The 26,391-nt window shown below is 71.2% G+C and carries 27 protein-coding genes and 1 pseudogene; 19 read left to right on the forward strand and 9 right to left on the reverse strand.

Features of this window, described 5'->3' with window-relative positions; all coding sequences use genetic code 11:
• Positions 1–1,250: 1,250 nt before the first annotated feature.
• Together ACN27A_RS33190 and ACN27A_RS33195 are read left to right on the forward strand one after the other, a co-directional pair.
• Complete coding sequence (locus ACN27A_RS33190; protein ID WP_357097980.1) at positions 1,251–1,628, forward strand: hypothetical protein; 378 nt, start codon at positions 1,251–1,253, stop codon at positions 1,626–1,628.
• A gap of 204 nt (positions 1,629–1,832) precedes the next feature.
• Complete coding sequence (locus tag ACN27A_RS33195; protein ID WP_421458780.1) at positions 1,833–2,012, forward strand: hypothetical protein; 180 nt, start codon at positions 1,833–1,835, stop codon at positions 2,010–2,012.
• 195 nt (positions 2,013–2,207) lie between these two features.
• Here ACN27A_RS33195 and ACN27A_RS33200 read toward each other — a convergent pair whose 3' ends face one another.
• A complete protein-coding gene (locus ACN27A_RS33200; protein ID WP_421458782.1) occupies positions 2,208–2,750 on the reverse strand; it encodes a hypothetical protein in 543 nt (180 codons plus the stop codon).
• Positions 2,751–2,832: 82 nt separating this feature from the next.
• Positions 2,833–3,297: a hypothetical protein gene (locus ACN27A_RS33205; RefSeq protein WP_421458784.1), complete on the reverse strand. Its 465-nt coding sequence runs from the start codon at positions 3,295–3,297 to the stop codon at positions 2,833–2,835.
• A 215-nt stretch (positions 3,298–3,512) separates the two neighbouring features.
• Between ACN27A_RS33205 and ACN27A_RS33210 the strand changes: the two genes are divergently transcribed.
• The 5 genes and pseudogenes from ACN27A_RS33210 to ACN27A_RS33230 all read left to right on the forward strand — a co-directional run bounded on the left by ACN27A_RS33210 (position 3,513) and on the right by ACN27A_RS33230 (position 8,239).
• Positions 3,513–5,213 carry a replication-relaxation family protein gene (locus ACN27A_RS33210; RefSeq protein ID WP_421458786.1) on the forward strand — a complete coding sequence of 567 codons (1,701 nt, stop codon included), beginning with the start codon at positions 3,513–3,515 and terminating at the stop codon, positions 5,211–5,213.
• 439 nt (positions 5,214–5,652) lie between these two features.
• Entirely contained in the window at positions 5,653–5,916 is a 264-nt protein-coding gene (locus ACN27A_RS33215; protein ID WP_421458787.1) for a DUF1883 domain-containing protein, read from the forward strand.
• Positions 5,917–6,395: 479 nt separating this feature from the next.
• Positions 6,396–6,941, forward strand: a pseudogene (locus ACN27A_RS33220) (zinc-ribbon domain-containing protein); the annotation flags it as partial.
• 51 nt (positions 6,942–6,992) lie between these two features.
• On the forward strand, positions 6,993–7,598 hold the full coding sequence (locus ACN27A_RS33225) for a DUF559 domain-containing protein (RefSeq protein WP_421458858.1): 606 nt from the start codon (positions 6,993–6,995) through the stop codon (positions 7,596–7,598).
• Positions 7,595–8,239, forward strand: coding sequence for a hypothetical protein (locus ACN27A_RS33230; RefSeq protein ID WP_421458788.1), 645 nt, complete (start codon positions 7,595–7,597; stop codon positions 8,237–8,239). The genes ACN27A_RS33225 and ACN27A_RS33230 overlap by 4 nt, the downstream gene beginning before the upstream one ends.
• A 23-nt stretch (positions 8,240–8,262) precedes the next feature.
• On the opposite strand, the gene ACN27A_RS33235 is transcribed toward ACN27A_RS33230, so the two are convergent.
• The 3 genes from ACN27A_RS33235 to ACN27A_RS33245 form a co-directional block, all read right to left on the reverse strand.
• Positions 8,263–8,664, reverse strand: coding sequence for a hypothetical protein (locus ACN27A_RS33235; RefSeq protein WP_421458790.1), 402 nt, complete (start codon positions 8,662–8,664; stop codon positions 8,263–8,265).
• Between the two features lie 68 nt (positions 8,665–8,732).
• Positions 8,733–8,960, reverse strand: a complete 228-nt coding sequence (locus ACN27A_RS33240; RefSeq protein ID WP_421458792.1) for a hypothetical protein — start codon at positions 8,958–8,960, stop codon at positions 8,733–8,735.
• 952 nt (positions 8,961–9,912) lie between these two features.
• A complete protein-coding gene (locus ACN27A_RS33245) occupies positions 9,913–10,806 on the reverse strand; it encodes a ParA family protein (RefSeq protein ID WP_421458794.1) in 894 nt (297 codons plus the stop codon).
• A gap of 443 nt (positions 10,807–11,249) precedes the next feature.
• On the opposite strand from ACN27A_RS33245, the gene ACN27A_RS33250 reads away from it, so the two are divergent.
• Positions 11,250–11,903, forward strand: coding sequence for an NYN domain-containing protein (locus ACN27A_RS33250; protein ID WP_421458796.1), 654 nt, complete (start codon positions 11,250–11,252; stop codon positions 11,901–11,903).
• 242 nt (positions 11,904–12,145) lie between these two features.
• Here ACN27A_RS33250 and ACN27A_RS33255 read toward each other — a convergent pair whose 3' ends face one another.
• From ACN27A_RS33255 to ACN27A_RS33270, 4 genes are read right to left on the reverse strand one after another with little or no spacing between them, the layout of a single operon-like run.
• Entirely contained in the window at positions 12,146–12,952 is an 807-nt protein-coding gene (locus ACN27A_RS33255; protein ID WP_421458798.1) for a hypothetical protein, read from the reverse strand.
• Positions 12,953–12,954: 2 nt separating this feature from the next.
• Positions 12,955–13,752 (reverse strand): protein phosphatase 2C domain-containing protein, encoded by a 798-nt coding sequence (locus ACN27A_RS33260; protein WP_421458799.1) that lies wholly within the window; start codon positions 13,750–13,752, stop codon positions 12,955–12,957.
• Positions 13,753–13,758: 6 nt separating this feature from the next.
• Positions 13,759–14,487, reverse strand: a complete 729-nt coding sequence (locus ACN27A_RS33265; RefSeq protein ID WP_421458800.1) for a PP2C family protein-serine/threonine phosphatase — start codon at positions 14,485–14,487, stop codon at positions 13,759–13,761.
• Entirely contained in the window at positions 14,484–15,443 is a 960-nt protein-coding gene (locus ACN27A_RS33270) for a GntR family transcriptional regulator (RefSeq protein ID WP_421458802.1), read from the reverse strand. Before ACN27A_RS33270 ends, ACN27A_RS33265 begins: the two co-directional genes overlap by 4 nt.
• A gap of 171 nt (positions 15,444–15,614) precedes the next feature.
• Here ACN27A_RS33270 and ACN27A_RS33275 point away from each other — a divergent pair, with 171 nt between their 5' ends.
• The 11 genes from ACN27A_RS33275 (at position 15,615) to ACN27A_RS33325 (ending at position 26,385) form a co-directional block, all read left to right on the forward strand.
• The gene (locus tag ACN27A_RS33275; RefSeq protein WP_421458804.1) at positions 15,615–16,163 is read left to right on the forward strand and encodes an RNA polymerase sigma factor; all 549 of its coding nucleotides are present in this window, start codon (positions 15,615–15,617) and stop codon (positions 16,161–16,163) included.
• The gene (locus tag ACN27A_RS33280) at positions 16,160–16,744 is read left to right on the forward strand and encodes an Lsr2 family DNA-binding protein (RefSeq protein ID WP_421458805.1); all 585 of its coding nucleotides are present in this window, start codon (positions 16,160–16,162) and stop codon (positions 16,742–16,744) included. Before ACN27A_RS33275 ends, ACN27A_RS33280 begins: the two co-directional genes overlap by 4 nt.
• A gap of 11 nt (positions 16,745–16,755) precedes the next feature.
• A complete protein-coding gene (locus tag ACN27A_RS33285; protein WP_421458860.1) occupies positions 16,756–17,421 on the forward strand; it encodes a GGDEF domain-containing protein in 666 nt (221 codons plus the stop codon).
• The gene (locus ACN27A_RS33290) at positions 17,418–17,903 is read left to right on the forward strand and encodes a hypothetical protein (protein WP_421458806.1); all 486 of its coding nucleotides are present in this window, start codon (positions 17,418–17,420) and stop codon (positions 17,901–17,903) included. The genes ACN27A_RS33285 and ACN27A_RS33290 overlap by 4 nt, the downstream gene beginning before the upstream one ends.
• Positions 17,903–18,151 (forward strand): hypothetical protein, encoded by a 249-nt coding sequence (locus ACN27A_RS33295; RefSeq protein WP_421458807.1) that lies wholly within the window; start codon positions 17,903–17,905, stop codon positions 18,149–18,151. The genes ACN27A_RS33290 and ACN27A_RS33295 overlap by 1 nt, the downstream gene beginning before the upstream one ends.
• Complete coding sequence (locus ACN27A_RS33300) at positions 18,148–19,437, forward strand: hypothetical protein (protein WP_421458809.1); 1,290 nt, start codon at positions 18,148–18,150, stop codon at positions 19,435–19,437. The genes ACN27A_RS33295 and ACN27A_RS33300 overlap by 4 nt, the downstream gene beginning before the upstream one ends.
• Before the next feature lie 318 nt (positions 19,438–19,755).
• Complete coding sequence (locus ACN27A_RS33305) at positions 19,756–20,022, forward strand: hypothetical protein (protein ID WP_421458810.1); 267 nt, start codon at positions 19,756–19,758, stop codon at positions 20,020–20,022.
• A 14-nt stretch (positions 20,023–20,036) separates the two neighbouring features.
• Entirely contained in the window at positions 20,037–20,486 is a 450-nt protein-coding gene (locus ACN27A_RS33310; RefSeq protein ID WP_421458812.1) for a hypothetical protein, read from the forward strand.
• Positions 20,483–21,799 carry a hypothetical protein gene (locus tag ACN27A_RS33315; RefSeq protein WP_421458813.1) on the forward strand — a complete coding sequence of 439 codons (1,317 nt, stop codon included), beginning with the start codon at positions 20,483–20,485 and terminating at the stop codon, positions 21,797–21,799. The genes ACN27A_RS33310 and ACN27A_RS33315 overlap by 4 nt, the downstream gene beginning before the upstream one ends.
• A gap of 118 nt (positions 21,800–21,917) precedes the next feature.
• Positions 21,918–23,852, forward strand: a complete 1,935-nt coding sequence (locus ACN27A_RS33320) for an ATP-binding protein (RefSeq protein ID WP_421458815.1) — start codon at positions 21,918–21,920, stop codon at positions 23,850–23,852.
• A gap of 103 nt (positions 23,853–23,955) precedes the next feature.
• Positions 23,956–26,385, forward strand: coding sequence for a DNA translocase FtsK (locus ACN27A_RS33325; protein ID WP_421458816.1), 2,430 nt, complete (start codon positions 23,956–23,958; stop codon positions 26,383–26,385).
• Positions 26,386–26,391 lie beyond the last annotated feature (6 nt).

The following is a 26,391-nucleotide window of genomic DNA, read 5'->3' on the forward strand; positions in this document are numbered from 1 at the left end:
CCGCACCGCCCCTCGCGACCTGACACCCAGCCAGACACCGCGCCGCACCACCGCCCGACGCGACCTGGCCGCCAGCCGGACACCGCGACCCCGTTCGACGCCAGCGACCCGGCCGCCAGCCGGACCACGCTCCTCGCCAACACCGCCGGGCCCCTGTGCCCGCCTGCCAGGCACCAGCACCAAGGGGAGGGACACGTTGGCCACCGCCGCGTCCATCCTCGACGACCTGGACCCGGACCTACGCCAGACCTGCGTCAGACCTGTGATCGGACCTGAATCCGGACCCAGGTCCGACGCAGGTCCGCACTCAGGTCCAGGTCGTGGGCGCGAACTCGGCCAGGTCAGGTGCACCACTCTGCCCTCAGACCTACGCCCAGACCCGCGTCGGGACCCAGGTCCCGGGGTCTCCCGGGACGGGACGGGGCGAGACGGGCACAGGTCCGCACCCAGGTCTCACCGCCCGGCCGCCCTCCGGCACCAGGCGGCCGTCCCCTGCGACCCGGCGCCCATCCGGACACCGCACGAGCAGCCCACGCTCACCCAGGACCAGCGACTGGCCAATCCGTTCAATCACCTGGCTACCGGGTTTGGATCCCCGGGACGGGGCGGGCAGGGCAACCTCACCCGCCCCGCCGTGGCCGCGCGCCGATCACCGACGAACCACCGACCGATCACCGACGAAACAGCGACCGATCACCAACACGAACAAAAACCAGTCGTTGATCGGATCGCTGATCGAACACTGATCCGATCACCGGTTCGTTGGCGATCCGAACGACGATCTGACGCCATCAGTGCGCCCTGCGTACCGCCGATCACCGACGGCGGTGATGCCAACCAGCGCGGGGAAGGGTCCGGGTTGGGTCGGGGGTGCGCGGTTGTTGGTGATCGCCGCTAACGGCTGCGGCAGGCTCCTGGGGGCGGGCAGCGGATGAGGCGGGTAGGTGGAGAGTCCGGAGAACCGGCGCGGGGAGGGGCGGGTCGGATCTCTGCTGGTTAGGGGCCGCGAAACGCGCGGGTAGGACAGCTCACGCGCTGACGAGTTTCCACACTCGCCGTACCCGGTGGCCTGCTGTTTTTCGGCGACGGCTGAACCATCGACCCCACGTCCAGGCGACAGAAAACTCTCCCCGGGGCCACGAGGGACAACGGGATCGACCGTGAGGATCAGCCGATGATCGGTACGGTCACCGCCGGGATCACCAGGGGCACAGGCGGACCTGACCCCGGCTCGGTTCGTTGAGCAGTCCATGACGGATCAGTCGCACCACCTGGTGGCCAACCCGCAGCGGTACTTCGAGGCGTTGGGGCGGGTCATGTCCTCTCTGCGGGACACCTGCGCGCTCAACGGCGCTACCAACCTCGACTGGTGGCAAGGCAAGGGTGGGCGGACATGGGAGATCGAGTGGCAGGGCGGCCCGTTTCCGGCCGAGGTCGCCGCGAAGCTGCTGGGCGTACCGGAACCCGGCGCTGCCGACGGCGCGATCGAGACGGCTGTGCAGGACCTGATTGCCCCGGGTCCGGACAACTCCGGCCGCGCGCATCTGGTCGTGCTCGACGTGCCGGTGAACCTGCGCGCCATCGACCCGATCGGCGCCAGCCAGGTCTGGGCGACGCTCACGCGGTGACGACCAGGAGGCCGCCCAGTCGGGCAGCCGCGCGTCGGGTTCCTGGTCGCCCCGGTCAGTCGTAGGTGTTGGTTAGGGCGAGCCGGTGCCGAGGAACCGGGTCGACCGGCACCCGCCGGGGGTGATGTCCGTGGGGGACATGGTGGGAGACCCCAGGGGAGCCAGCCCCCTTTTTCTCTCCCCGAATCCGCGTGGCCTGCCGAAATGGTCACCACGACACGCAACCCGACTCCCGTGATCAGGGCCGTGATCAGTGGGGCGACACGAGCCCCGATCAACCGGTCCGGCGTTGTCGTCGTCGTGCTCCTGGTCGACCAGCACCGGCCGGTGCTCGCGGATCCACGCCGCGACGTCCGTCTGCAGCCCACCCACGCCGAGCTCTGAACGTTCAGACCCCAAAACGCGCGTGCGGAGAGGGCTATGACCGGTCGCACCACAAAACGCGCGCGAGGCGGCAGCGGCAGCGGCCCTGGACCCCACGCAGGCGGGCAGGGCCGGGCCTAGGGGCCCGGCCCCCGTGCCCGCCGCCGCCGCGGAAACGCCGCATCCGTTCGCTGCCCGTGAGCTGGCAGGAGTGACTCAGTCCAGGTGCGCTCGACGCCGGTACCACAAGCCGGCCAGGAACACCGCCAGCACACCGCACACGGCCGAGCCGACCCCGCCGGCGAGCCGGACCGCACCGGATCCGGTCCAGGAGGTGAGCAGCGCCACCGTGGCCATCACCGCGCACACCACGGCGGCCGCCATCACCCGCCGCTCTGTCGCCGCCGACGTCACCGCTGTTGCCGGGGTGGACTGTCGTGGCACCAGCAGCGCGCGCTCGTCGAACGGGTCCGGTTCGACCTGGTAGCCGGCCCGCTCCAGAACCGCCCGGTAGCGGGCCACCGCCTCCGGCACGTCGTCGGTGCCGCAGTAGGTGACGACGAACGGCTCCGGCCCGTCCTGGCTGGCGTTGGCGCCCTCGACCGCGAAGCCGTCCAGGTGCCGCTCGTCGAAGTCTCGCAGCCCGGCCCGGCGCAGCAACTTGCGCAGCGTCTCCGCGTCGCGGTCCCGCGCCGACCACAGCGGCCGCTCGCCCCGGCCGTATCCATACTGCGGGTGCTCCGCATCCACGGGCGTCACCGAGAGACGCCGCGAGTTTCGCAACCCGCCCACGCGCACGGGCGCGATCCGGAACCGGCCACACCCTGACCCGGGCGGTTGATCATCGCGCACCACCGCCGGATGCCGTGCCCACCTGGTCATCGATAACGATGGCAGGGATGGCGGTGCCAGGGTCGTCAGCGTCGTAGAGCCTGAGGACGTCGCGGATCTCGGTGTACAGCCTCTTGGCGATGGCCTTGGTTTCTGCCGTGAAGTACCTCGGTCGGCTGTACGGGATGCTGGCGGCGATGCCCAACGCCTCGATGACTATGGCCAGTTGGGGGCCGGACAGCCGTACCTCGACCATCGGATCTTCCCGACCCGGGACATCCGCCGGAGCAGGTGATCTCCAATGGTCTCGATCGGATGCTTGACGCTCGATGAACTGCCAGGTGTCGTCGTGGCACTGGATCACCGCGATGGAAAGCCCTGCGGCGGTTTCCATCAGCGCGGTGTGGTTGGCCCAGCGCTTGAGTTCGAGTTCCTTGACGGCACGGCGGTTCCGCAGCGAGTCCAGAAGTCCCATGGGGATGCATGATGCCCGATGCGCTGCGTGTGGGGAAAGGCACTGTGCGTCGGCGAATGGGGGTGCCGGTTGTCCGCATGGTGCCCTGTCTGGAGTTGCCGTTTGCTTCGGACCCGAACGGCAACCCCGATCACGTTCGCACCGCAGGTCGCGCCGCCTGTGACAGATTCCGGTCGACAGGCGACTGACACTGTCTGTGTCACCGGTGGGTGGCCATGGGCAGCGAGATCGCGGGAGGCGGCGCCGTCGTGTCGGACCGGGCGTTCGTGCAGCGGCTGCGTGCCTCCGGCGGCCCGTCACACGACCTGCTGGTCCTGCTCGACGAGCACCGGATCCTGACCACCGACCAGTTGGCCCGGGCCACCGCCGCGCCGGTGCGCACGGTCCGCCACCGCCTGGACCGACTCCGCCGCGCCGGCCTCGTCGACGCGGTCCGTCCGGGCCGTGAAGCGGGGTCCGCGCCCCGGCACTGGTGGCTGCGCATCGCAGGGGCCCGCCTCGTGGCCGGCACGGCGGCCGCGCCGGGCCGGCAGCACCCGTCCGGACTGCACGTGGCCCACGCGGCGGCGATCGGCGAGACGTGGCTCGCGGTCCGCGACCACGGCCCGGCCGCAGGCCTGCGACTGCGCCGGTGGTGGTCGGACCGGGCCGGCTGGCAGCAATGGCAGTCCACCCGGCCCGGCTACGGCACTCGCCTGCGCCGACTCACCCCCGACGCCGTGCTCCTGGTCGACGTCGAGCACGCCGGCGTCGCCGGCGAGGCGGCCGCGTTCGTGGAGGTCGACCTCGCCACCATGAGCCAGGCCGTGCTGCGGCAGAAGGTCGACCGCTACCTCGCCTACGCCGACGCCAGGGCGTGGGAAGGTCGGTGGCCGCACTGCCCGCCGCTGCTGCTGCTGACCACCACGCAGGCCCGGGCTACCACCTTCCTCGCCGCCGCCAGCGGGCAGCTCGCCGCCGCCAGCCGCGGCAACCTCGTCTACGGCGGGCAGGCCGGACGAGACATCGCCGACGCCCGCACCCTCGTCATCGCCGCCTGCGGCCTCGTACGCCAGCCGGCCACCGCGGTGGTCGACCAGCCGGTGTGGCAGCTGCCCGACGACACCACCCGGGCCAGCCTGCCGCAGCTGCTCGCCGCCCGGATCGCCGTACAGGCCCGCGCCCAACACCACCTGGACCAGGCCGCCGACGACGCCGCCCGCCACGACCGCGTCGACCAGCTCCGCGCGATCCGCGACGCCGCCGGCGAGCAGGTCGCCCGACTCTTGGGTGCTGCCGCCGGCGACATGCTCGCCCACTGGTACCCGGCCGACCTGCCCGCGCTGCTCGACGACGACCCGCCACTCGTCGACGCGCTCCTGCACTGGTGGGCCGACCCCGACGACCCCGACCGAGCCGGCCCGGCCCGCCACATGCTGACCGACCGACACACCACCACCTGGACGCGGCAGGCCAAACAGCTCCTCGCCGCCGCCCACCACGGCGACCACCCCCGGCTACGCGCCGCCGCCACTACCCTGGCCGCCGGCCGGCTCCTGCACGGCTACGACGTCGACCGGCTGCACCAGCCACCCCGAGCCACCTGGACGCAGATCCAGCAGGCGGCACTCGAGGACTACCAGGCCCACCGCGACGACCAGGTCGCCGCCGTCTGGGCCGCACTCGGCTGGCGGGCCCGCCGTCACACCAGCCCTACCCAGCTCGGCGACGACCACGACCGCGAGCACCTGCTCGTCTGCGACACGTGCGCGATCGCCTACCCCCGGCCCGACCCGACCGGCGCCGACTGGCACGCCGGCGAGCAGTGCCCGCACTGCCACACCGGCACCCCACTGCCCTACCGCCAACGCGACCAGGTCGCCACCCTCACCGACCGGCTGACCACCATCCGCGCCCGCCTCGCACCACCACGCTGACCACCGGGCCGACACGACGTACCCGCCCCCCGGTTTTTGGAGCGAGACAGCGGGAGACCCCACACACCGCTCCCCATTTTTCTCCCCGACCAGCCGCCACACCGCCGAACTGATCACCCTGATCACCCGCCGGATCACCACGATCACCACCCTGATCAGCGACCCGATCACCACCACGATCCGCGATCACACCCAGGCACCACCGGTCCTGACGGCCGCGAGCACCACTGCGGCCACTCCCCCGACGTACGACCCGCCCCAGGCCCCGCCTTCGTGTCGACTTACAGGGGACACACCCCCTTGCATTCTCAGACCGCCACAACGTCAGTGACGCCACCACGCAGCCGGCTGTCGTCGCGCCCACCCAGGCGAGAACCGCGTCGACCAGCTCCACCGACAGGGCTTCCTACCGAGCGTTGTCATCCAATACACATAGCGTGTGGATCACCTCTACTGGAACCTCGGCACCTGCGCGGGCGGCGCCGTGTTCGAGATCGGGTTACGCGGCTCGACCGCCCGGGTCTGCCTGATGGACGACGACGAGTACCAGTCGTACGTCGACGGCGACGAGTACGAGTTCTTCGGCGGCTTCTACGACCTCACCCCCGTCGTCCTGGAGGTGCCCTACGACGACCACTGGTGGATCGTGGTCGACAGCAACCCCGACAACATCAGGGTCACGGTGAACCAGGTCTTCGACTGACAGCCGCCCCGCCAAACGCGACCGCATGATATGCGCGTTGGCCGCCAAACGCGCCCAGCAACTGGCAGCACCCCTGCCGACCGAGCGCGGTCGAGCACGAGCACCAGGACGTCGACGACCCGTGCGGCAACGCCGGCGTTACCAGCCCCTCGGCCACGACCGATGCCGCGCAATCACGGACGCGGCCAGCCACGTCGTCGACGACCGGCGACGCCGGAGCAAGTTGGAACAAAAGGCTGACTTTTCGCGCCGCGAGGCCGTGTCGGACGCTCAGCGGTGCCGGCCGCCGTCGTGTGTCCGGCGTCCGCCGCCCCGCCCCTTCGGGACGGGCCACCGTAGTTCACGTTGTGGGGGTGACAGGCCGACCGGGCATGCTGGCCGATGTGAGTTCTGTTCAACGTCCTGCGGTGGTGGTGAGTTCTGGCCGCACGGGGAAAAGGGCGCTGCGGGCGGTGGCGGGTGTGCCCGAGCTGCTGGCCATGTGGGCGCGTGATCTCAACCCGGGCCTCGACCCGGCGACCGTGTCGGTCCGCTCACGAAACCGAGTCTGGTGGCGCTGCTCGGCGGGGCACGTCTGGCAGGCGATGGTGTCGAGCAAGGCCGCCGCGCCTGGCCGGTGCGGCCAGTGCCCCCGTGTCCGCCATCCCGTTCTCAGTGTTGGTCGACCCGATTTGTTGGCCGAGTGGGCAGCTGACCTGAACCCCGAACTCGACCCGGCGCAGCTGCGATGCGGGTCGACGGCGAGGGTGTGGTGGCGGTGCCAGGCTGGCCATGTGTGGGACGCCAAGGTCGAGGTACGGGCGCTACGCGGACGTGGCTGTCCGACCTGTGCGGGGGGCCGCCGGCCGGCACCGCGGCTGCCAGAGGCCGCGCCGATGCTGATGCCGCAGTGGGCGGTGGACCTCAACGAGGGCTTGGACCCGAGGACGCTTTCCGCCCGGTCTAACCGAGCGGTGTGGTGGCGGTGCGCGCGGGGGCACACGTGGCAGCAGAAGGTCGCCGATCGGACCCGGGGCCGTGGCTGCCCCGCCTGTTACGCCACCCGTGGGGGCCGCGAGGGCGAGGTGCTTGTCGCCGTGGCAGCAGCGACCGGACTGCGCTACAGCGGGCATCCCTCGGTGGCGCCGCCAGTGCGCGGAATGCGTGACCTGGTCGACGCCGAGGAGCGCATCGTCGTCGAGTACGACGAGTTGGCCCACCGCTCGCGGATCGACCAGGACCGGCGGCTGACCGAGCAGATGGAAGCGGCCGGGTACCTGGTGATCCGGATCCGTGAACAGGGCCTCCCATTCGCAGGCGGTCTCACCGTGACGGTGAGCGCGCAGGACAGCCCCAAGGAGATCGGCCGCCGTGTCGCGGCTGCCTTGGATGCTGCCGGCCGATACCTGCCGCCGACCGCTACCGTGCCCGCCTTCGTGCCTCGACAGACTCCACCACCCGTGCGGCAGCGAGCGGTGTACGCCCCGAGACCACACCAGGCCGCTGAGCTGTCGACCCCTTTCGGCCGGCCGCCGACATCGAAGCGGGACCGGATCGAATCGGGCCTGGTGGTGCTGCTGTCACAGGGAGTACCGCTTACCAGCCCACGGCTGGGCGGTCTCCTTGCGTCGCTCACCGGCGCGTCGGAGTCCTACGCCAAGCAGATCCTGCGCGACGCCAGACGCAAAGCCGCGGTCCAATGACTACCAACACCGAACGCGAGATCGAGACGCCGTGCGGGTGGTGTGGCAACGCCATCGTCCAGCCCACCACAGGCCGCCGCAGACACTACTGCGACCGGTCCTGCCGGCAACGCGCCTACGAGCTGCGTGCCGCCCAGCGACGCCACCAGGCTGACGTCGACACCGGCCGGATCCGAAGCGTGCCCGCGCCAAAGATCATCGAGCGGACCGTGCAGCCACGCCACCCGACGACCGCCGCCCAGTGGGAGCACACCCTGACCGCGCTCGCCGAGCAGCTGCGCGACGGCCGCCACGCGTGGGAACGGCACCGCATTCACGCCGCCCTCAACACCGCGCTCACCGCCCTCGGCGACCCGATGCCGGCGGCGGCGACCACGCCGGCATCGGCCGCGGTGATGTTCGACGACGCCCTGGCGGCCGCCGTGGCCGCCGTCATCGCCTGCACCGACCCGGACGGCACCGACACCACCCTGACCCGGCTGCAGGCCCGCACAGGCCATCCCACGCCCCTGCTACGCGACGCCCTGCGCCACCTGGCCGTCTCTCGCTACGCCGTGCTGCGCCGTCACGGCGTACCCGTCGACGACGTCGACGAGCTCGCCGAGCATGCCCGCTTCCGGCTGTGTGTCGGACCCTTCTGACGCGGCCTGCTGTTCAGGCATGGCTAAGCAGACGCCGCTACGAGGTCGTCGAGCCGCTTGACGAGGCGACGCGCGAGTTCCTCGGCGTCGACCGGTTCCAGCGCTCGCAACATCACCGGTACGTCCATGACCCGCAGGAACGCGTAGTGCGGGCTGCCGGTTGCGGGTTCGAGCCGGATGAGACCACCCGCCGCGAGAGCGACGTCGCACTCGGCCGCCGCCGCGTCTCGCCACAGCCGCGCCGCCACGTCGTATGGGTACGGCCCCTGGCGCCACTCGATCTTCCACGTGTGGTCCGCGCTCCACCAGTGCAGCTCGGTGGCACCATCCAGAGTGCGGGTCGCCTCCAGGGCTGCCATGACGCGACCGAGCGCCTCGTAGAACCGCTGCGGCTGGTACCACTCGCTGACCGGATGCATCGTCATGCCCTGCTCAACGACACATCGGTAGCCGCCGTTGCCGCCCTCGCGCGCACGGCCCCGCCGCCCCCAAGTCAGCCCTCGATGTAGTCCTCCGCGCCGGTCATCACCATGGCCCGCCGCTCATGTTGCCGACACAGCTCGATGTCCTCGCCGGCGACCCACCGGTCGCCGAAGATAATCCCGGTCCGGGCCACCTGCCAGACCGCCATCGCCAGCTCGTCGCAGCCGACGACATCGCAGGTGACCTCCGTGCCCGGCGTACGGGTGCAGGCGGGAGTGATGACCGGAACGGGTGGCATACGGGGCGGCTCCTCGTGGGCGGTGGATGATCCAGGAACCCACGAGGATACGAGTCGCCTTTACCCCGCCTCTCTGCCTTTTCCCTGTTCAGCGGTTTGCCCGCGTGGACCGATCCGCCCGCCGCACTGCCGCTATGCTCGGCACAAGACCCCGGCCAGCCTCTGCCCCTTCAGGGCACGCAGCCGGGGTTTTGACATTGCTCTGGGCCTCGTCAGTGACGCGACATGCCCTGCTCTACGGCTGGTTCGAGGTCACCCCAGCTCGGGGCTTTCGGACCGGGGGGTGTGCCTCGCGACCGCGCCTACTTCTTTCGGATGTAGCCGTGTCGGCTCATCCATTCAGTGAGTGCGGTTTCGACGATCTCTTGCGGTCCCAGTCCGCTCTGGTCCACGGCATGAGTCAAGGCGTCGTCTACCTCGCTCCGGATCCGTACGGACAGGGCTACGCGGTCAGGGCCGCGAGGACGCCCACGTCGCCGCCCGGGGCGCGCCTTCTTGCTGGCGGAAATGCTGGCTTCTTTGCTGTCTCCGCTGCTTGCGATGCTGCTGGCCTCTGGATGGGGAGTGCGCTGCTCGCTGCGTGCAACGCTGCTGCCGCCCGTGCTAGCTGACTTGCTTGCTGGCCGTCTTGCAGCAGGGCTAGCGACAAGGCTGGCGCTGCTGCCGGCCTTGCCGCTGGCCTTCTCGCTAGCGGGAATGCTGTCTATAAAGCCTGCTGCTCGGTTGGCTGATTTGCTTGCGCTACTGCCATCATCTGGGCTTGCGAACTCGCCATCTTTTTCGCCTTCTTCGGCACTAGCTTGAACGCTTGCTCTGTTGCTGGTTGATCGGCTGGCGTTACTGCTTGTCGGTGAGCTAGCGGTGGTGACAGCGGTTTCGGCGGGGTCCCGTTCCGCGTCACCGGCGCGCTGAAGGGCTCGCCCACGTGCTTGTCCCAGCAGTTTGCTCATGCTCAGGCCACCTCCGCGACGCAGTTGAGGGTCCGGCAGTATGCGCGTTCGAGCAGCGTGGCTTCTGCGGTGCCCGCCGCCGTGAACGGCACGCGGGCACTGCGGGACTCCTGCCGGATGACGTACTTCGGAACGGCGGTATCCAGGAGCCGCGGGCCGTCAGGCGAGTGCGGCGGGTACTCCTGGGCGAGCTTCTCGTCGAAGGTCTCGGCGAGGCCGCTGCGGCGGCGGTCCACGATATTGCGCAGGACGCCGACGACAGTCAGCGGTGCCAGCCCGTGATTCATCCGGGCGCGGCGCAGAGAGATCAGGCCGTCGTGGACGCCGATGTAGCCATCCTCGTCGAGAGTCGCCGGCAGAAGCGCGTGCGTAGCAGCGAGCGCGGCCGCGGTCATCAGTTTGCCGCCGGGGCGAGGTGGCACGTCGATCAGGACCAGGTCGTAGTTCTCGGCGACCCCGTCGAGCGACAGCCGCAGCCGCTGCTCCATGCCAGAGGTGTTGTCGAACTCCCGGTTGCCGAGCGCACGTTCGGCAGCGAGCACGTGGACGTTGTCCGGCCAGCCCTCGCCGGCGGGCAGGATGGCGTCCGCAGCCAGTCCGCGCGGATCAACAGGGTTCGGGTCGCTGGCATCGATGTAGAGCAGATCGTTGACCGAGTACTCCGGCTTCTCCACGCCCAGCTCGCTGGTGGCGGTGGCGCGCGGGTCGAGGTCGATGACCAGCGCCCGCAGCCCGTGCTTGGCGCCCACTGCCGCGAGGCCATTGGTGACGGCGGTCTTTCCGACGCCGCCCTTCTCGCTGAAGATCGCGAGAATCACGGGACCGCCGCGCGTCGGCTTCCACCGCAGTTCGACCTCGTTCTCGCTGAGGCCGCGCAGCAGCTCGTAGACGTCCACCTCGCACCCACCCTTCATCCTGGTTGTTGGACGACAGCATTTCCGCTGGCAGGAGAGCAGGCAAGCATGCGTGCCGAAAACCACGACGCGTCACCGGCGGCCGAGCTGATCGCGGCCCACCGCGGCCGCCGTCCCGGCCGTACGGCCGGAAGTTCCGCGCCGAGCTGATCGCCGGGCACGCCCGACGGCCCCAGGATCCCCCCTTCCTGCCTGGGCTGGAAACTCGCAGCACCTTCGCCTGTTAGTACAGGGCGGAACTCGGCCGAGGTCACGAGGGGACGTGGAGCCGGAACCAACGTTGCGGGCACAGCCGAGCAGCGGCGGTAGGGTGCCAACAGCAATCCCGGACAAAAAAACGGCCCCCGTGGGGGCCGTTCCTGCCGTATCTCTCGGCGTCGTATGGCCCCACCATACACCAGCCCTGAGAGCCAAGAGAGGTGAACGTGGGCACAGTCGCCGCCTACATCGACGGCTTCAACCTGTACTACGGGATGAAGAACAAGTACGGCCGCAAGCACATGTGGCTCGACGTCGTCGAACTCGTTCGCCAGCTCAGGCCCAAGGACACCGTGGCAGCGGTCCACTACTTCTCGGCGATCGTCAAGAACGAGCCCGCCGCTGCGCAGAACCAGACCGACTACATCGAGGCCATGAAACTGCGCAACGGCGCGGTGCTCAACGTGCACCTCGGTCGGTTCAAGGACCGGACGATCAAGGACTGCCGCCGCTGCGGCCAGAGCTACACCTGCAACTGCGGCCGGGCCTACAGAAGCTACGAGGAGAAGGGCACCGACGTGGCGCTCGGTGCCATGATGGTTGCCGACGCCGCCCTCCGGATTGCTGACACCACCGTGCTGGTCAGCGCCGACACCGACCTCGCCCCGGCCCTGGCCACCGTCAGGAAGGTAAACCCGGCACAGCGGATCTACCTCGCCATGCCACCCGGCAACACGCGAGCCTCCAGCCACCTGACCAGCATCGGCGACCTCGGCCAGTTCTTCATCCGAGAGGGCGCCCTACGAGATGCCCAGCTGCCCAACCTCGTGGCCGACCCCGCAACCGGGCGAAGCTACAACCGTCCAGCCAAGTGGATCTGAGCTGCGGCGCGGATGCCGACGGGCATCCGGGTCACCAAGAGTCTCACCACGCCGGCTCAGGCCGCTTGGACGACAGCATTTCCGCTGGCAGGAGAGCATGCAAGCGTGCGTGCCGAAAACCACGACGCGTCACCGGCGGCCGATCAGCTCGGCTCGCCACCGACGAGCCGGTCTAACTCCCCTCACAACCAGCGCGGGCCCCAGCGTGACGCTGGGGCCCGCGTCCAACACGATGCGGACGACTAGCCGTTGATCAGCCCAAACACTGCCGTTGCGTCGTCGCTGCACTTGTTGCGAGGCCACCGAGTTCCCTGCGGGTCGCTCTGCTCGGCAGCTCGTACCTGCCGGATCAGCTCAGTGGCACCGGCCGCCTGCATCAGGTCCAAGGCGCCGCGCCAGTCGTAGAGGTTGAAGGCGGCAACTGCCCGTGCTGCTCCGTCCGAGAGCACCGCGAAACGTCGCAGGTAGTCCAGACGTGTCTGTCCGGTCAGGGCGTGGTCAACGGCGGCCGGGTTGGTCTCGGCAACCCAGTAGCCACCTGGGCTGTTGCGGGCCGCCAACTCCTGCTGCTTCATGCGCAACAGCGCAGCCTGCTTCTCCGCGGCCCCGATGGGGTATCGGTCAGCCTCAGCCCGCTCAGCAGATGCCGTCAGGCTCACGCGGTCATCCGTGATGACTCGCGCCTGATCGCCGGTATCCAGCACCACAGAAACGTCGCCCAGCACGAGGTACTCGGCGACGCCACCCCTGATCCGAAGCGCCCCGACCGCGGCTGACGGCGTGCCTGGATGGCTCAGGTCGCACTCCGGATGCAACCCCGCGACGTACGGGATCGAGGCCGCAACGGCGGCGGGGAGGCTCGACTGGCGTGTCCGCTCAACGATCGCCTGTCCCAGCTGGCCGACGAACCACGCCACTCCGTGGACGCACCCGGTATCCGTCCGCGCGGTCGCGCCGTCGAGCACGAGCACCAGGTCCTGGCTGACATGGACCCAGTCCTCGTTGTCCCTCGCGGCGTCGCCCTGCTCGATGGCGGCGATCAGTTCCATGATCATGCTTCAGCTACCCGCATGACGACCACGGTCGCGTCGTCATGACGCTTGCCCCGCCAGCGCTGCGGCTCCGGATCGCTTCGCTCGGCCTCTCGTACCGCGCGGATGAGCGAGTCGGGACCAGTCGAGTCATGTAGGGCCAGGACGTCTTGCCAGCTCAACCCGTAGCGCTCTGTGAGACGGGAGATGCCGTCAGAGCACAGCAGGACTCGGGTCGCCGCGGGGTGCCCAGGCAGCATGCCCACCAGTGCATGTTCAGCCACATCCGGCGACGAGGCCAACACCCAGAAACCGCCCGGCTTGTTGCGCACGGTGGCGACGTAGGCCGGTGAGTAGGTTCGCACCTGGCCCTCGACAATCGGAGCATTGGGCAGGTGGTCGACCCGATCGTCGATGACGCTTGTGCACCCCTTGGGGCCTTGGTCGATGACTACTGCGCAGTCTCCGACCACCAGCCAGTCGATTCGGTCCTCACGGATCCGGACGATCGCTCCTGCTGCTCCAGGGGAGAGCGGGTCGCTGAGGTCGCAGGTTGAGCCATGATCGGCCATGGTGGCCTCTACGGCAGACCGAACGATCGTGGTAAGTGGCTGCTCGGGCTGCTGGCTCAGACAGCTGCTGAGGTGGAGGCCGAGTCGGGCAACGATCCACGTGACCGGATGGATGCAGCCGCCTGATTCTCCGGGGTACCGGCCAGCACCGTCCAAGACCAAGGCCCATCCGTCGCCGACGGCGAAGAAGTCCTCGTTGGGGCTGTCGGGCGCCGCTGTGGTGGCGGCCGTGTAGGTGATGTGCACGCCGCCTCAATCGGGGATCTTGATGTCGATGACGGCGACCGTGATGTTGTCCAGGCCGCCGTGCTCAAGCGCTGTGGTGAGCAGACGTTCAACCGCTTGGGCTGGAGTCGATGCAGCGGCCAACGCGATGTGTAGCAGGTCTGCTGGTACGTAGGAGCTGAGTCCGTCGGAGCACAGCAGAAATCGATCACCTGGCCGTAAGGGCAACAAGGTGATGTCGGGAGACCGGCCGTCTGGTCGTCCGTCCAGAAACCGGGCCAACTTCTCGGCGAGGTTGGGCACGGTGGCGGCGTCGGCGACCAGGCGCTGGTAGACGTGGTCCTCAGTGATCTGGGTGGTCTGGCCACGTTGTGGACCTTGGCCATGCAGCAGGTACGCCCGGGAGTCGCCAACGTTGGCAAGAGCGGCAGTGGTGTCGGTGACGAGCATGGCGACCAGGGTGGTTCCCATGCCCGCAAGATCGGGATCAGCTTCGATTCGGTGCCGGAGTGCGTGGTTGGCGGCGTTTACTGCCTGTCCGAGGGTGGCGGCCAGGGAGCCTGGCTCGACTCTTTGGTCATATCGGCGTAGTGCCTCGATAGCTGTCGAGCTGGCCACGTCGCCTGCGACATGGCCTCCGAGCCCGTCGGCGACCGCAAACAGAGACGTCCCCAGGTAGATCGCATCTTCGTTGCGCCGCCGTACGAACCCCACGTGGGAGTCACCTGCTGGATCGACCCAGAGACGTGGCGTCATGCGGCACCACCTGGCTGGCCGTCGGACGCTTCGGCGGGCCACGGAGCCTGCGCAGACTCGTCTCGGTGCAGCACGTGCACAGTCTCGACACGGTCGCTGGCAACGATGTACTCGGTCACCTCGACGGGTTTGCCGTCGGTGCCAGATGTGCCGACGCGGACGATCTCCAAGATCGGAAGGCTGGTGGGGATTTCTAGCAGCGCTGCCTCATCTTTGCTCGGCATGCGGGCTCGATGGAGCTCTAACCAGCTGATCGGCCAGTGACCAGCGGTTTCGATGCGGTAGAGCCAGTCGCCGGGGCCTGGGGCCTGCGAGGCCACTCCCGGGATGTTCGCCACTCGGGGATGGATCCAGGAGATGTTGATCTGGAAAGGGGGCTCCGACTCTGGGCCAGTGACCCGGAAGCGACGCAGTACCTGCGTTCCTGCCGCCACGCCGAGCAGCTTGGCGATCCGGGGGTCGGTTAGCGGCTCGACGGTGGCGGTCGCTGGGACATGGTGCTTCCAGACTTCCTGGCTGGAAGCTGAAGGAAACGAGTAGCCGGGCGCCGTGGCGTTACGTTTCACCAGGTTGCCTCGGGGCCGACGTGGGCGAATGGTCCCGTATCGGACGATGCTTCCTCGGCCCTGGACCGCCCAGACGTAGCCCTCTGCTTCAAGCGCTCCGATGGCGCGGCCAATGGTGTCTCGGTTCGCTCCGTACTCGGCAGCGAAGTCATCTAGGCGTGGGAGCTTTGTGCCCGGCTCCCACTCGCCAGCCTCAATCCGTTCGCGGATCTTGGCGGCGATGTCCAAGTAACGCGAGTGCACAGCCACCGCGTCTCCTCTTCTCCCCCGACTGTCTTGGGACAATCGTTGACAAGAGCCTAGCGCGCCGTCAACATTGTCCCAAGACAAGTTGGAAGCCTCAACGGATCGCACCCATTGGGGCCCTAAAGAGACCGCGGCGGATCGCACCCGCCGCGGTCATGGCCACGACGGATCGCACCCGGCGTGACCAATGCCCTATGGCTTGCGGCCTTAGGGCGATCGGCATCCCTACCTGAGGAGGCTCAGATGCCTGCAATGAGGGTACGTGCTGCCCGGAATCGCGCAGGGCAGGCCCAACTCGAATCGATGGCCGGCGACGTGTCTGTGCTGGTGGCACGGGCGCAGGCTGGTGACGCGGAAGCGTTCGGTCTGGTCTACGACCGGTACGTCGATCAGGTGTTTCGGTTCATCTACCGGCGCGTGATGGACCGCCAGGTGGCCGAGGACCTGACCTCGGAGACGTGGCTGCGGGCCCTGCGTAACCTGCCGGCGTTTCGCCGGCCGGGCGGCGACTTCGCCGGCTGGATCACCACGATCGCCCGGAACCTGACCGTCAACCACATGCTGTCGCACCAGCGGCGCGAGCGGCCGGTGGCGGAGCTGCGTGACGCGGCTCCGGTCGAGCAGGCCCCGAACCCGGAGGCCGCCGCGATGGCGACCCTGACCCGCGAGACGGTCCTGGCCGGGATCGAGCAGCTCAACCCGGACCACCGGCGGTGCATTGTCCTGCGCTACCTGCGGGAGATGTCGATCGAGGCGACCGCCCAGGCGCTGGGTAAGACCCCGGCGGCGGTCAAGTCGATGCAGCACAAGGCACTGCGGGCGCTGCGCGGGCTGCTGTCGGTGACGGCGGTGATGCCGGCATGACCACGATGACGCCGCTGAACAGCGCCGACCGGGCCGCCGCTGTGCGGGCCGCTCAGGGACAGCCGGCTCCCGCGCAGCGGATGCCGATGGGCATTCGGGTCACCAAGGCCCCCACCGCGCCGGCCCCGGCCCCGGCCGCGACGGAGACCACCTCGGCCACGCCGGCGACCCCTCGGGGCGTGGAGGACGTGCTGCGCCTCGCTGCCGACAGCGGTGCAGCGCGGACCCGCCAGATGGCCGAGCGGATCAACCGCCTGGTGCAGGAGCTGACCGAGCGGGTCGAGGCGGAGGTGGCGACGCGCCAGGAGCGCGAGGCCGCCGAGCAGCGTCGCCGTGAACTGGCCGAGGCTGCCGAGAAGCTGGCGAGCCAGCTCGCCGAGGTGCGCCAGGAGCTGCGGGCGACCGGCCGCCGTGAGCCTGCGGCGTCGCCGACGCGAAACCGCCGTGAGGGCGCCGACGAGCGGGCCGCGATGCGCCAGTGGGCCGTGGCCAACGGCTACGACGTCCAGAACCGGGGCCGGGTCTCGCGCGAGATCCGCGAGGCGTACGCCGCCGCGACCGGGTCGGAGGTGACCTCGTGAAGGCGCTGAGGATGTTGCTCCCGGCCGCCGCCGCGTTGTCGCTGGCGGGGCACGTGTGGGCTGCTCAGGTGGCTCGCACCCAGCGGTCTCGGTTGGCGCAGGCCCGTCGGGACGCGACCACGGACCCGCTGACCGGCCTGGCGAACCGGGCGGGCCTGTCGGCCGCGCTCGACGACCTGGACGGCGAGTCCTACGACCTGGTCCTGGTGGACCTGGATCGGTTCAAGCCGGTCAACGACACGTGGGGCCACGCCGCTGGTGACCGGCTGTTGGTGGAGATCGCCCGCCGGCTGCGGGCGTCGCTGGAGGACATCGAGGACGCCGTGGTGGCCCGCATCGGCGGCGACGAGTTCGTGCTCGTGGCGCCGTCGTCGGTGCCGCTGGTGCACTACTTGGGCGCGGAGGTCATCAGCGCCTTGCGGGAGCCGATCGAGGTCGCCGATGGGATCGCCGTGTCGGTGACGGCCAGCGTCGGCGCGATCCACGCGACCGCTGGTGAGGACCGCAGCCGGGTGATGGCGGCGGCGGATGCCGCCGCGTACGAGTGCAAGCTGCGCGGTGGTGACGGCCTGGTCGAGCACCACCCCCTGTCCGGTCTGCCGCAGGTAGAGCCGCGTCCGCTGGTGCGGATGCGGGAGATGGCCGCTCTGACCAACGCCTTGGGGGTGGCGGCATGACGGTCCCGACCACGGATTTGGATCTGGCCGCCGCGCTGGCCAGCTACCGGACCAACCTGCGTAAGGCGTCGAACGTCGAGCTGGAGCACCGGGCGGCGTCGGTCGCGGCGCTGCCGGGCTGGTTCGCCGACGAGCTGCGCCGCATGGTCGAGGCCGAGCGTGAGTCTCGCCGGATCGCGGACCGGCCGACGTCGGCGCGGATGCCGCGGGCTGCTGCGGGTGCGGCGGTCGCGGGCGCCTCGCTCGCGGTGGTCGCGGGCCGGCTGCTGGCCGAGCACGCCGAGCAGGTGCCGCAGGCCCTGCTCTACTCCCCGGCGGTCGCGGTCGGCCTGGTCGGCGCGGTGGTCGGTGGCGGCCGGCTGGGCCGGTGGCTCGACGAGCGCCGTCACGGCCTGGCCGTCGACGTCGACGAGGTCGACCTCGACCCGCTGGGCCGGGAGCTGCTCGCGCAGGTCCGGGCACGCCGTGGGGCGGTGTCGTGATGGCCGGCCTGCTGGTGGTGCGGGTGCACCTGGACTGGACCGGGCCGGGCCACTACGAGCACGAGCGGTCGCTGTCGTGCCGGGTTTGCGACACCGCCACGAAGATGCGCGACGCCAACGGCGCGGCGTGTCACCAGTCGTGCGCGGAGGACGAGATCGCTCGGGAGCTGCTCGGCACCGGGCGGGCGCTGATCGCCGACGAGCGGGTGCCGGCACCCGCTGAGAGCTTGCGGGAGGTGACGCGGTGAGCGTCGACCAGGACCTGACGTACCCGGCGCCGCCGCAGTGGCGGGCGCTGGACATGGGCGCGGAGTTCGAGCGTCGCGGGGAGCTGCTCGTGCCGGCTGGCACGCGGGTGGTGTCGGCGGACGTCGAGCCGACGGCGGCGGCGCTTCCCGTTTCCGCCCCGGAGCCGGTCGCGGCCGAGGTGCCGGTGATGCGGCAGCCCGAGACCGAGGAGCCCGAGATCGAGGAGCTGGAGATCGAGGGCCGGCCGGTGGAGGTGTCGCGCCGGCGTAGGTCGCGCCGTGAGGCGCGGTCGGCTGACGAGCTGCGTGAGGAGCTGGAGGAGGCTCGCGCCGTCGTCGAGGTGCGGCGCGAGGACGAGCAGGAGCGTCGGGAGAGCGACGCCGAGCACCGGATCGCGCTGGCCCGGATCCAGGCCCGCGAGCGTGCCGAGGCTCGTGCGCGTCGGGAGGCCGACCGGGACGCGGCCGAGGAGGTGGAGCTGGCCGATCTGTACCGGCGGGCGAAGAGCTCTGGTGAGCGGGCGCGGATCCGGGCGGAGATCGACGGGTCGGCGGAGATGCGGGCGCTGCGGGTGGCCAAGGTGCGCAAGGTCGCGTTGCTGGCCGGCCTGCCGGTCCTGGCCGCGTTCGCGTTCTGGAGCACGGCGGGCGTGCAGGCCGGTACGGCGAGGCTGCTCGACCTCGAAGTCGGCACCCCCATGTGGATGGGGGCGTGGGCGGTGGAGCCGGCGCTGATCGCGATCGTGGCGCTGATCATTATCGGCCGGGCGGTGCTGCGTGCCTCCGGTGGCACCGTCGACTGGCGGGCGACTGCCGTCGAGTGGACCGCGCTGGGCGCGTCGTTGGCGCTGAACATCGTCGGTGGATGGCACGGCGGCTGGGAAGGGCTGCTGACCGCGCTGCCGCATTCCATCGGCCCGATCGGCTGCGCCGGAACCGCGTTCCTGATCGGTCTGTTCGACGGCTACGTCACCGCCGCCCGTCCGTGGGAAGGCGCTCCGAGGCTGGCCGATCTCAAGATCACCCCGCCGTCGTCGATCGGCACTCGTACGGCGATCAAGCGGGGAAAACACGGCCTGACGCCCGTGGAGATGGGCGGCCTTCCGGACGACGTCCGGACGCTTCTCGCGGACGTCCGTCGGGCCATCGAGGCGGGCGTGCTCAGTACCGACCCGTCGGGCTACGCGATCTACAAGCACGTGATGGGCGGCAAGGGCGACCGTGCCCGCGCCTCCAAGGTCGCGGCCCTGGTGGCCGACTGGCGGCCCGAACTGCGCGCGGTCTGATCCGCGCAACCGACCGATGCGCCCGGGCGCGGCCTGCACCTCCTGATGCAGGCGCCGGCCGCGCCCGGGACCCGTCCCGACCATCCACCCGCGATCCGACCAACCCACCCAGGAGGTGATCTGGTGAGCGCCCAACCCGCCGAGGACAACTACCGCCCGTCACCGTCGCCGCGAATTCCATTCCGGCGTGACGCGGACGTCGTTTCCCTCGCTCCGCACAGGTCAGAGGCCCTACCGACCCCTCCCCTACCGGAATCCAACCAGGACGAACCCGCATACAACGGACCGGCCTCTTCCGGCTCCAACTCCGGAACCGGAATGACTCTGAGTGACATTCCGGGGGATTGGGAGAGCGTCACGGCGGTGTGGACCGGCTCTCCGGAGCCGCTGTCCGACCTCGTCGCGCTGACCGGGCAGGCCCGCGACGGCCAGGACGCCCAGGCCATCGCGATGGCCTGCTGGGCGGTGCTCGTGCTCATCCCCCGTGGGCTGCTGCACCTGGCCTCGTGGGTCCTGGCCCATCCCCTGCGATCGCTGGCCGCCGCTGCGGTGGCCGCGGTCTTCCTCGCCACCCGCACTCTCTGAGAGGAGCACCCGTCATGACCAGCGCACTGATCGTGCTCGGCGGCCTCGTCTACATCGGCCTGTCGATCTTCTTCCACTTCACCCCCAGGTTGCGGGTCGTCGTCGGCCTGGTGGTCGGCGCCCTGCTCGCCGGCGCCGTCGTTACCCAGGTCAACAAGTGGCTCGCCAAGGGCATCACCGAGGTCGCCGGGCCGATCGGCGACTGGATCGGTCAGGAGACCAAGCCGGTCGCCCTGGCCCTCCCCACCGCGCTGGGCATCGGCCTCGGGATCGTCGTCGTCGTGTTCCTGCGCGGCAAGGGCGGCGGCAAGACCGGCGCCGGCAAGGGCGCGGCCGGCAAGGGCAGCGGCGGTGGCGGTGGCGGTGGCAAGTCCAAGCTGGCCCACGCCGCACTCGCCTGTGCCCTGCTGCTGCCGATGATCATTGGCGGTCTCGGCGAGACCATCCGGGACGTGGTCAAGTGATCTTCTTCGACATCCTGGTGTACCTGGCGGTGGCGAAGATCGCCGTGCTGCTGCTGGAGGACGCCTCGTACGCCGTGCGCGGCAAGCAGTCCCCGCGCCGCCAGGCCCGCGCCCGCCAGCAGGCCACCGCAGGCGGCAAGACCGCCGGCGACGGCAAGAGCACCGACGGCGGGGCCGGTGCCGCTGGTGGCCGGTCGGGTGGCACGGTTGCGGCGGCCGACGGCTACCTCGCGGGGCTGATCGAGGACGCCACCGAGCGGGCGAGGGCCCGCCGCCGCCGGGCCCTCGCTCGCAAGCGCGGCGCCCAGGCCGTCGACGGGGTCGTGGTCGACGTCGACGACGACGGCCGCTGGTACGCCGACTGTGACCTGTGCGGCTGGGCTTCCCGGCCGTACCGGATCGAGGCCAACGCCCAGGGCGCCGGGCGGGAACACACCCGCACCGTGCACCCCGAGCAGTACAGCGGGCAGCCCGAGGCCCGCGACACCGATTCCGCCGAATCAGCCGCCACCGTCGACGACGTCGTCGAGCAGGGGCCGCGGCGGCCGGCGCTGCGGGTGATTCCCGGCGGTGCCCAGGACGCTCCCGACCCGGCCCCCGTGGTTCCCGCAGCTGCCGCCGGTGAACCGGCCGGTGGGGACGGTGGGCAGGAGTCGCCGCCGGGGGTGGTCCACACCGACCAGCACCCCTACTGCCTGACGCCCTGCGGCCCCACCTGTACGGCACCGCGCCCCCGGCCGCGGTTCGGGTGGCGGTGCGGCCGGTGCGGAGAGCGCTCCGAGGGCTTCGCGTCGTTCGAGGCCGCGGAGGAGGCCTCGGTGGGCCACCGGTGCGCCACCGACTCCGCGGGCGACGCAAACACCGCGAGCGACGCGGACACCACGAGCACCGGCGGCGACGCCGGGGATGAGCAGCACCACCCGGCCGTCGACCCGGCGGCCGGCACGTCCAGCACCACCGAACGATTGAGGGAGTTGACCGTGAACCTGGAAGCCACTGGTCCGGAGGAGATCCGCGCGGCGTTCACCACGGCGGCCGAGTCCGCCGGGGAGCAGGCCGAGCAGATCGGCGGGATCGCCGGCGTGCTGACCGAGGCCGCCGACCGCTACGAGGGCCTGGACATGGCGGCCTCGACCGTCGGGCACCTGCGCGACGCCGCCGAGCAGTTCGCCGCCGCGCACGCGGCACTCAACAGCGCCCAGGAGGAGCTGCAGGCCGCCCTGGGCGACTTCAACAGCAAGGACGGCCAGGTCGCCGACGTTGTCGCCGACGCCGGCGGCAACGTCGCCAGCAAGGAAGTCCTGGTCGGCTGACCAAGGTCTGACGGCCTCCGTGGCCCGCCGGCGCGTGAAGGGGCGCCGGCGGACCGCGGAGAGCGCCAGTACCGAACGAACCCCTTGTTCCCCAGCCCTGATGCGAAGGAGACCTGCGATGTCGACCCGGACCGCTGACGAGATCCGCGCGGATCGCCTGGCCAAGCTCGGCCGCGCGTTGACCGCTCTGTTCGCCGTCACCGCCTACGCCGTGGCCACCCTGGTCAAGCGCAGCTGGCGGCGGCTGTTCCCGTTCTACTGGGTCGCCGCCGAGCTGGCCGTGGCGTGGGTGGCCGGGCCGCTGGGATTGTCGTGGCAGACCGTGGGGATCCTCGCCCTCGCGATCGCCGCCACCGCGGCCGGGTGGCGGGCCCGCTCCCGCACGGTGCGGGCGTGGCGGGCCGCGATCGCCGTGGTGCTCGGCGGGTACGCCGTGGCCACGGTCGCCGCCGGCGGCGCGGACGCGATGGCCGCGCATCCCACCCTGACGATCGCGGTGCCGACCCTGCTCGCCGTGGTGCTGGGCTGGCCGTGGTGGCACCACCTACGCCACCACACCCCACCGGTGCCCGCGCCGGTGGCGGTGGTCGACGAGCCGGCCGAGGTGGCCGACCCGTTCACCGCGCACTGGGAACGGCGCTGGCAGACCGAGGTCGTCGGCCAGGGCGTGTGCGCCGGCACCACGCTGGTCAAGGCGATCGAGCCCCGGCCCGGGGTCACCGAGGCCCTGATCCGGCTGGCTCCGGGCACCAAGCCCGGCCCGCTGTTCAAGTCCGGCCCGGACGTCGAGGTCGCCCTGGATCTCAACGAGGGCGCGGTCGGCTGGCGCTCCACCGGCAAGACCGCCCGGGCACGGGTGATCCTCGTCGAGCGGTCCGCCATCGCCGGTGGGGTGCCATGGACGGGCCCCACCTACGCAGGTGGCCGCTTCGAGATCGTCCGGTTCACCGACGGATCCCCCGGCCACTGGGTGGTGTCCCGGCCGAACTTCGGCGTCCTCGGCGGCCTGGTCGTCGGCTCCACCGGATCCGGCAAGAGCAGGGCGTTGGGCGCGCTGATCGCGAACCTGCTCGAAGGCGGCGTGCAGGTCGCCGTCGGTGACCCGCAGAACGGCCAGTCGCTGCCGGCGTGGCGCGACGCCGTGGAATACCACCCCGGCATCGACCGGACCGGGCTGCTGACCCGCCGGGCGCACGCGGAGATCATGCGCCGCTCGAAGCTGCTCGCCGACGCCGGCGTCGAGGCCTTCGACGAGAACGACCCCCGCGTCAAGGCCCTCGGCCTCTGCGCCCTTGTGGTGATCATCGACGAGTGTCAGCTGATCCTGCTCCCGAACACCCCGCTGGTGGCGCTGATGGAGCAGGCCGCCGAGACGATGCGCAAGACCGGCGTCGCGATCGTCCTGGCCACCCAGCTGCCGCAGATGAAGTCCCTCGGCGGGTCGGTGCGGCTGCGTGACGCCCTGGTCTCCGGCAACGCCCTGATCCTGCGCCTGTCCAACCGGGGGTCGGGCTCGACGATCCTGCCCGACGACTTCGTCGGTGACCCGTTCGCGATCCCTCGCGAGTTCGAGGACGGCACCCCCACCGCCGGCATGGGCTACCTGCGCTTCAGCAACCGCGTCGGCATGCTCTGCCGAGTTCCGTACATCGACGAGACCGCCGCCGCCGCGGCCGCGCCCCGGGTGCCAGTGCGGTGGAACGTGCCCGAGATCGACCCGGCCAGCAAGATCGTGCTGCCCGGCCACCGCGCCCCCGACGCCGCCAAGACGACCGCGGCCGCGTCCGGTGGTGGCAGCGCGGTGGACCGGCTGCGCGCCGCGTTCGGCGCCGGCCGCCGCACCACGGTGGTGGAGCAGGTCGCGCCGCTCACCCCCGCCGAGTGGGTCCTGGCGTGCCTGCGCCGCGGCCCGGCCTCCGCGCAGGCGCTGCTCGATCGCCCGGACTGCCCCGTCGAGCAGTCGCAGCTCTACGCCCTGCTCGGCCGGCTCAAGGACACCGGCCGGATCACCCCGCCCGCCCAGCGCGGCGGCCCGTTCACCATCTCGGCCTGACCGCCACCGTGACAGCCGACCGCACCCGGGTCGGCTCTCGCGGCGGCCGCCAAGCCCACCCCGACCCCCTGCCGTACGCCCGGTCCGGACAAGGAGACCCCTGATGGCCAGCACCGCCCGCCGCCGCACCAGCAAGAAGCAGCCCGAGGTCGACCACGGCGCCGAGTTCGCCCGCCGCGCCGGCCTGGCCGCGCGCGCCGCCTGGCACGGCACCGCCGCCGCGACCGGCCGGGCCGCCCGCAAGCTGCCCAGCCCGCACCGCACCGACGTCGACCTGCCCGGCCACGACACCGCCGGCCTCGCGCTGCTGATCACCGGTGTCGTCACCGCGGCCGCTGTGTGGACGCACCCCGCCGGCCTGCCCGGTCAGCTTCTGGGCGTCCCGGCCGGCATCGCCGAGGGGCTGCTCGGGCACCTGGCCGTCGCCGCGCCGGCGCCGCTGATCTGGCTGGCCGTGCAGGCGATGCGCCACCCCGCCGGCACCCACACCGTGCGGATCCTCGCCCAGGCCGCCGGCACCCTGCTCACCGCCGCCGGCCTCGCCGGCCTGCTCGACCTGGCCACCGCCGGCGCGGGCGGCCTGCTCGGCCGGATCACCGGCGGCCTCGACGCGGTGCTCAGCGCGTGGGGCGCGATCCCGGTCCTGGCCGGCCTGGTCGCCGCAGGGCTCACCGCCGCCACCGGCATCACCCCGGTCGCCGTGGTCACCACCCTCGCCGCGGCCCGCCGCCGCCCGGCCAAGCCCGCCGACGTGGACGGCGTCGACGTCCTCGATGAGTTCATCGACGCCGACGACGAACTCGACGTGCCGGCCGCCCCGCGCCCGGCCGCCGCCGCGGCCAGCCCGGCCCCGGCGGTTGATTCCGCGGAATCCGTGCCCCGCCCGCCGCTGCCGCGCCGCCCGCCCGTCGCGGCCACCACGCCCACGCCCGAGGGCGCGGCCGCCGCGGTGCCGGTAACGGCGGGCGGCTACCAGCTGCCGCCGCTGGACCTGCTCGCCGCCGGCGTGCGGCCCGCGGACGCCGCGGCCGCCACGGCCGCCGCGGCGAAGGCCCTGCAGGGGGTGCTGACCGACTTCAAGCTCGACGCCCGCGTGAGCGGCCACCGCCGCGGCCCGGCCGTGACCCGCCACGAGATCAGCATCGGCCCCGGCGTGAAGGTCGAGCGGATTACCGGCCTGGCCAAGACCTTCGGCTACGCGCTGGGCACCGAGGCCGTGCCGATCGTCGCCACCGTGCCCGGCAAGAGCGCCATCGGCGTGGAGGTCCCCAACGCCGACCGGGAGGTCGTGACGCTCGGCGACGTCATTCGCTCCCGCGCCGCCCGCGACCAGCACCGGCTGCTCGTCGCCCTCGGCAAGGACATCGACGGCAAAGCCGTCACCGCGAACCTCGCCACCATGCCGCACCTGCTCCTGGGCGGCGCCACCGGATCCGGGAAGTCGGGCTGCCTCAACACCCTGCTCGTGTCGATCCTGACCCGGGCCACGCCGGGCGAGGTGCGGCTGCTGCTCATCGACCCCAAGCGCGTCGAGCTCACCGCCTACGAAGGCGTGCCGCACCTGGTCACCCCGATCGTCACCAACGCCCGCAAGGCCGCCGACTCCCTCGAATGGGTGGTGCGGGAGATGGACATGCGCTACGACGACATGGCCGCCCACGGCGTGCGGCACGTCGACGAGTACAACCGCAAGGTCCGCGCCGGGCAGATCACCGCCCCGGCCGGCAACGAGCGGACGCTGGAGCCGTACCCGTACCTGGTGGTCGTGGTCGACGAACTGGCCGACCTGATGATGGTCGCCCCCAAGGACGTCGAAGAGTCCGTCGTGCGGATCACCCAGCTCGCCCGCGCCGCCGGCATCCACCTCGTCCTGGCCACCCAACGCCCCTCGGTGGACGTGGTCACCGGGCTGATCAAGGCCAACGTGCCGTCGCGGCTCGCGTTCGCCACCGCCTCCCTGGCCGACTCCCGGGTGATCCTCGACCAGCCCGGCGCGGAGAAGCTGCTCGGCAAGGGCGACGGGCTGTTCCTGCCCATGGGCGCCGGCCGACCCACCCGCATCCAGGGCGCGTGGGTGTCCGAGGCCGAGGTCACCGCCGTCGTCGCGCACTGGCGCCGCCAGGCCGCCGCCGGCGGGTCCCCCGCCGCGCCGGCCGCAGCCCTGGTCCCGGCCGCCGAGACTGCGGCCGGCCCGGCCGTGGACACCGCGGTGGTCAACACGCTCGACGACGACGAGCGGGCCCTGCTGCGCGAGGCCGCCGAACTGATCGTCACCAGCCAGTTCGGCTCCACCTCGATGCTGCAGCGCAAGCTGCGCATCGGCTTCGCCAAAGCCGGCCGCCTCATGGACCACCTCGCGGACCTGCGCGTGGTCGGCCCCTCCGAGGGCTCCAAGGCCCGCGACGTCCTCATCCGCCCCGACGAACTGCCCGACCTGCTCGCCGCCCTCGGCGGCGGCGACTCCCCCGCCGACACCACGGACAGCGCCGGCGCGACGGTGCTGACCTTTCCCCGCAGCGACACCCGCCGCTGACCCCGA

The organism is Micromonospora sp. WMMD737 (assembly GCF_049179055.1).
Taxonomy (GTDB): Bacteria; Actinomycetota; Actinomycetes; order Mycobacteriales; family Micromonosporaceae; genus Micromonospora; species Micromonospora reichwaldensis.

What these genes read in the sequence shown, in the direction of transcription:
- ACN27A_RS33190 (WP_357097980.1), top strand. Translation starts at nt 1,251, where the DNA reads ATGACGGATCAGTCGCACCACCTGGTGGCCAACCCGCAGCGGTACTTC.
- ACN27A_RS33195 (WP_421458780.1), top strand. Translation starts at nt 1,833, where the DNA reads ATGGTCACCACGACACGCAACCCGACTCCCGTGATCAGGGCCGTGATC.
- ACN27A_RS33205 (WP_421458784.1), bottom strand. Translation starts at nt 3,297, where the DNA reads ATGGGACTTCTGGACTCGCTGCGGAACCGCCGTGCCGTCAAGGAACTC.
- ACN27A_RS33210 (WP_421458786.1), top strand. Translation starts at nt 3,513, where the DNA reads ATGGGCAGCGAGATCGCGGGAGGCGGCGCCGTCGTGTCGGACCGGGCG.
- ACN27A_RS33230 (WP_421458788.1), top strand. Translation starts at nt 7,595, where the DNA reads ATGACTACCAACACCGAACGCGAGATCGAGACGCCGTGCGGGTGGTGT.
- ACN27A_RS33235 (WP_421458790.1), bottom strand. Translation starts at nt 8,664, where the DNA reads ATGACGATGCATCCGGTCAGCGAGTGGTACCAGCCGCAGCGGTTCTAC.
- ACN27A_RS33240 (WP_421458792.1), bottom strand. Translation starts at nt 8,960, where the DNA reads ATGCCACCCGTTCCGGTCATCACTCCCGCCTGCACCCGTACGCCGGGC.
- ACN27A_RS33255 (WP_421458798.1), bottom strand. Translation starts at nt 12,952, where the DNA reads ATGGAACTGATCGCCGCCATCGAGCAGGGCGACGCCGCGAGGGACAAC.
- ACN27A_RS33265 (WP_421458800.1), bottom strand. Translation starts at nt 14,487, where the DNA reads ATGACGCCACGTCTCTGGGTCGATCCAGCAGGTGACTCCCACGTGGGG.
- ACN27A_RS33280 (WP_421458805.1), top strand. Translation starts at nt 16,160, where the DNA reads ATGACCACGATGACGCCGCTGAACAGCGCCGACCGGGCCGCCGCTGTG.
- ACN27A_RS33285 (WP_421458860.1), top strand. Translation starts at nt 16,756, where the DNA reads ATGTTGCTCCCGGCCGCCGCCGCGTTGTCGCTGGCGGGGCACGTGTGG.
- ACN27A_RS33290 (WP_421458806.1), top strand. Translation starts at nt 17,418, where the DNA reads ATGACGGTCCCGACCACGGATTTGGATCTGGCCGCCGCGCTGGCCAGC.
- ACN27A_RS33295 (WP_421458807.1), top strand. Translation starts at nt 17,903, where the DNA reads ATGGCCGGCCTGCTGGTGGTGCGGGTGCACCTGGACTGGACCGGGCCG.
- ACN27A_RS33305 (WP_421458810.1), top strand. Translation starts at nt 19,756, where the DNA reads ATGACTCTGAGTGACATTCCGGGGGATTGGGAGAGCGTCACGGCGGTG.
- ACN27A_RS33310 (WP_421458812.1), top strand. Translation starts at nt 20,037, where the DNA reads ATGACCAGCGCACTGATCGTGCTCGGCGGCCTCGTCTACATCGGCCTG.
- ACN27A_RS33320 (WP_421458815.1), top strand. Translation starts at nt 21,918, where the DNA reads ATGTCGACCCGGACCGCTGACGAGATCCGCGCGGATCGCCTGGCCAAG.
- ACN27A_RS33325 (WP_421458816.1), top strand. Translation starts at nt 23,956, where the DNA reads ATGGCCAGCACCGCCCGCCGCCGCACCAGCAAGAAGCAGCCCGAGGTC.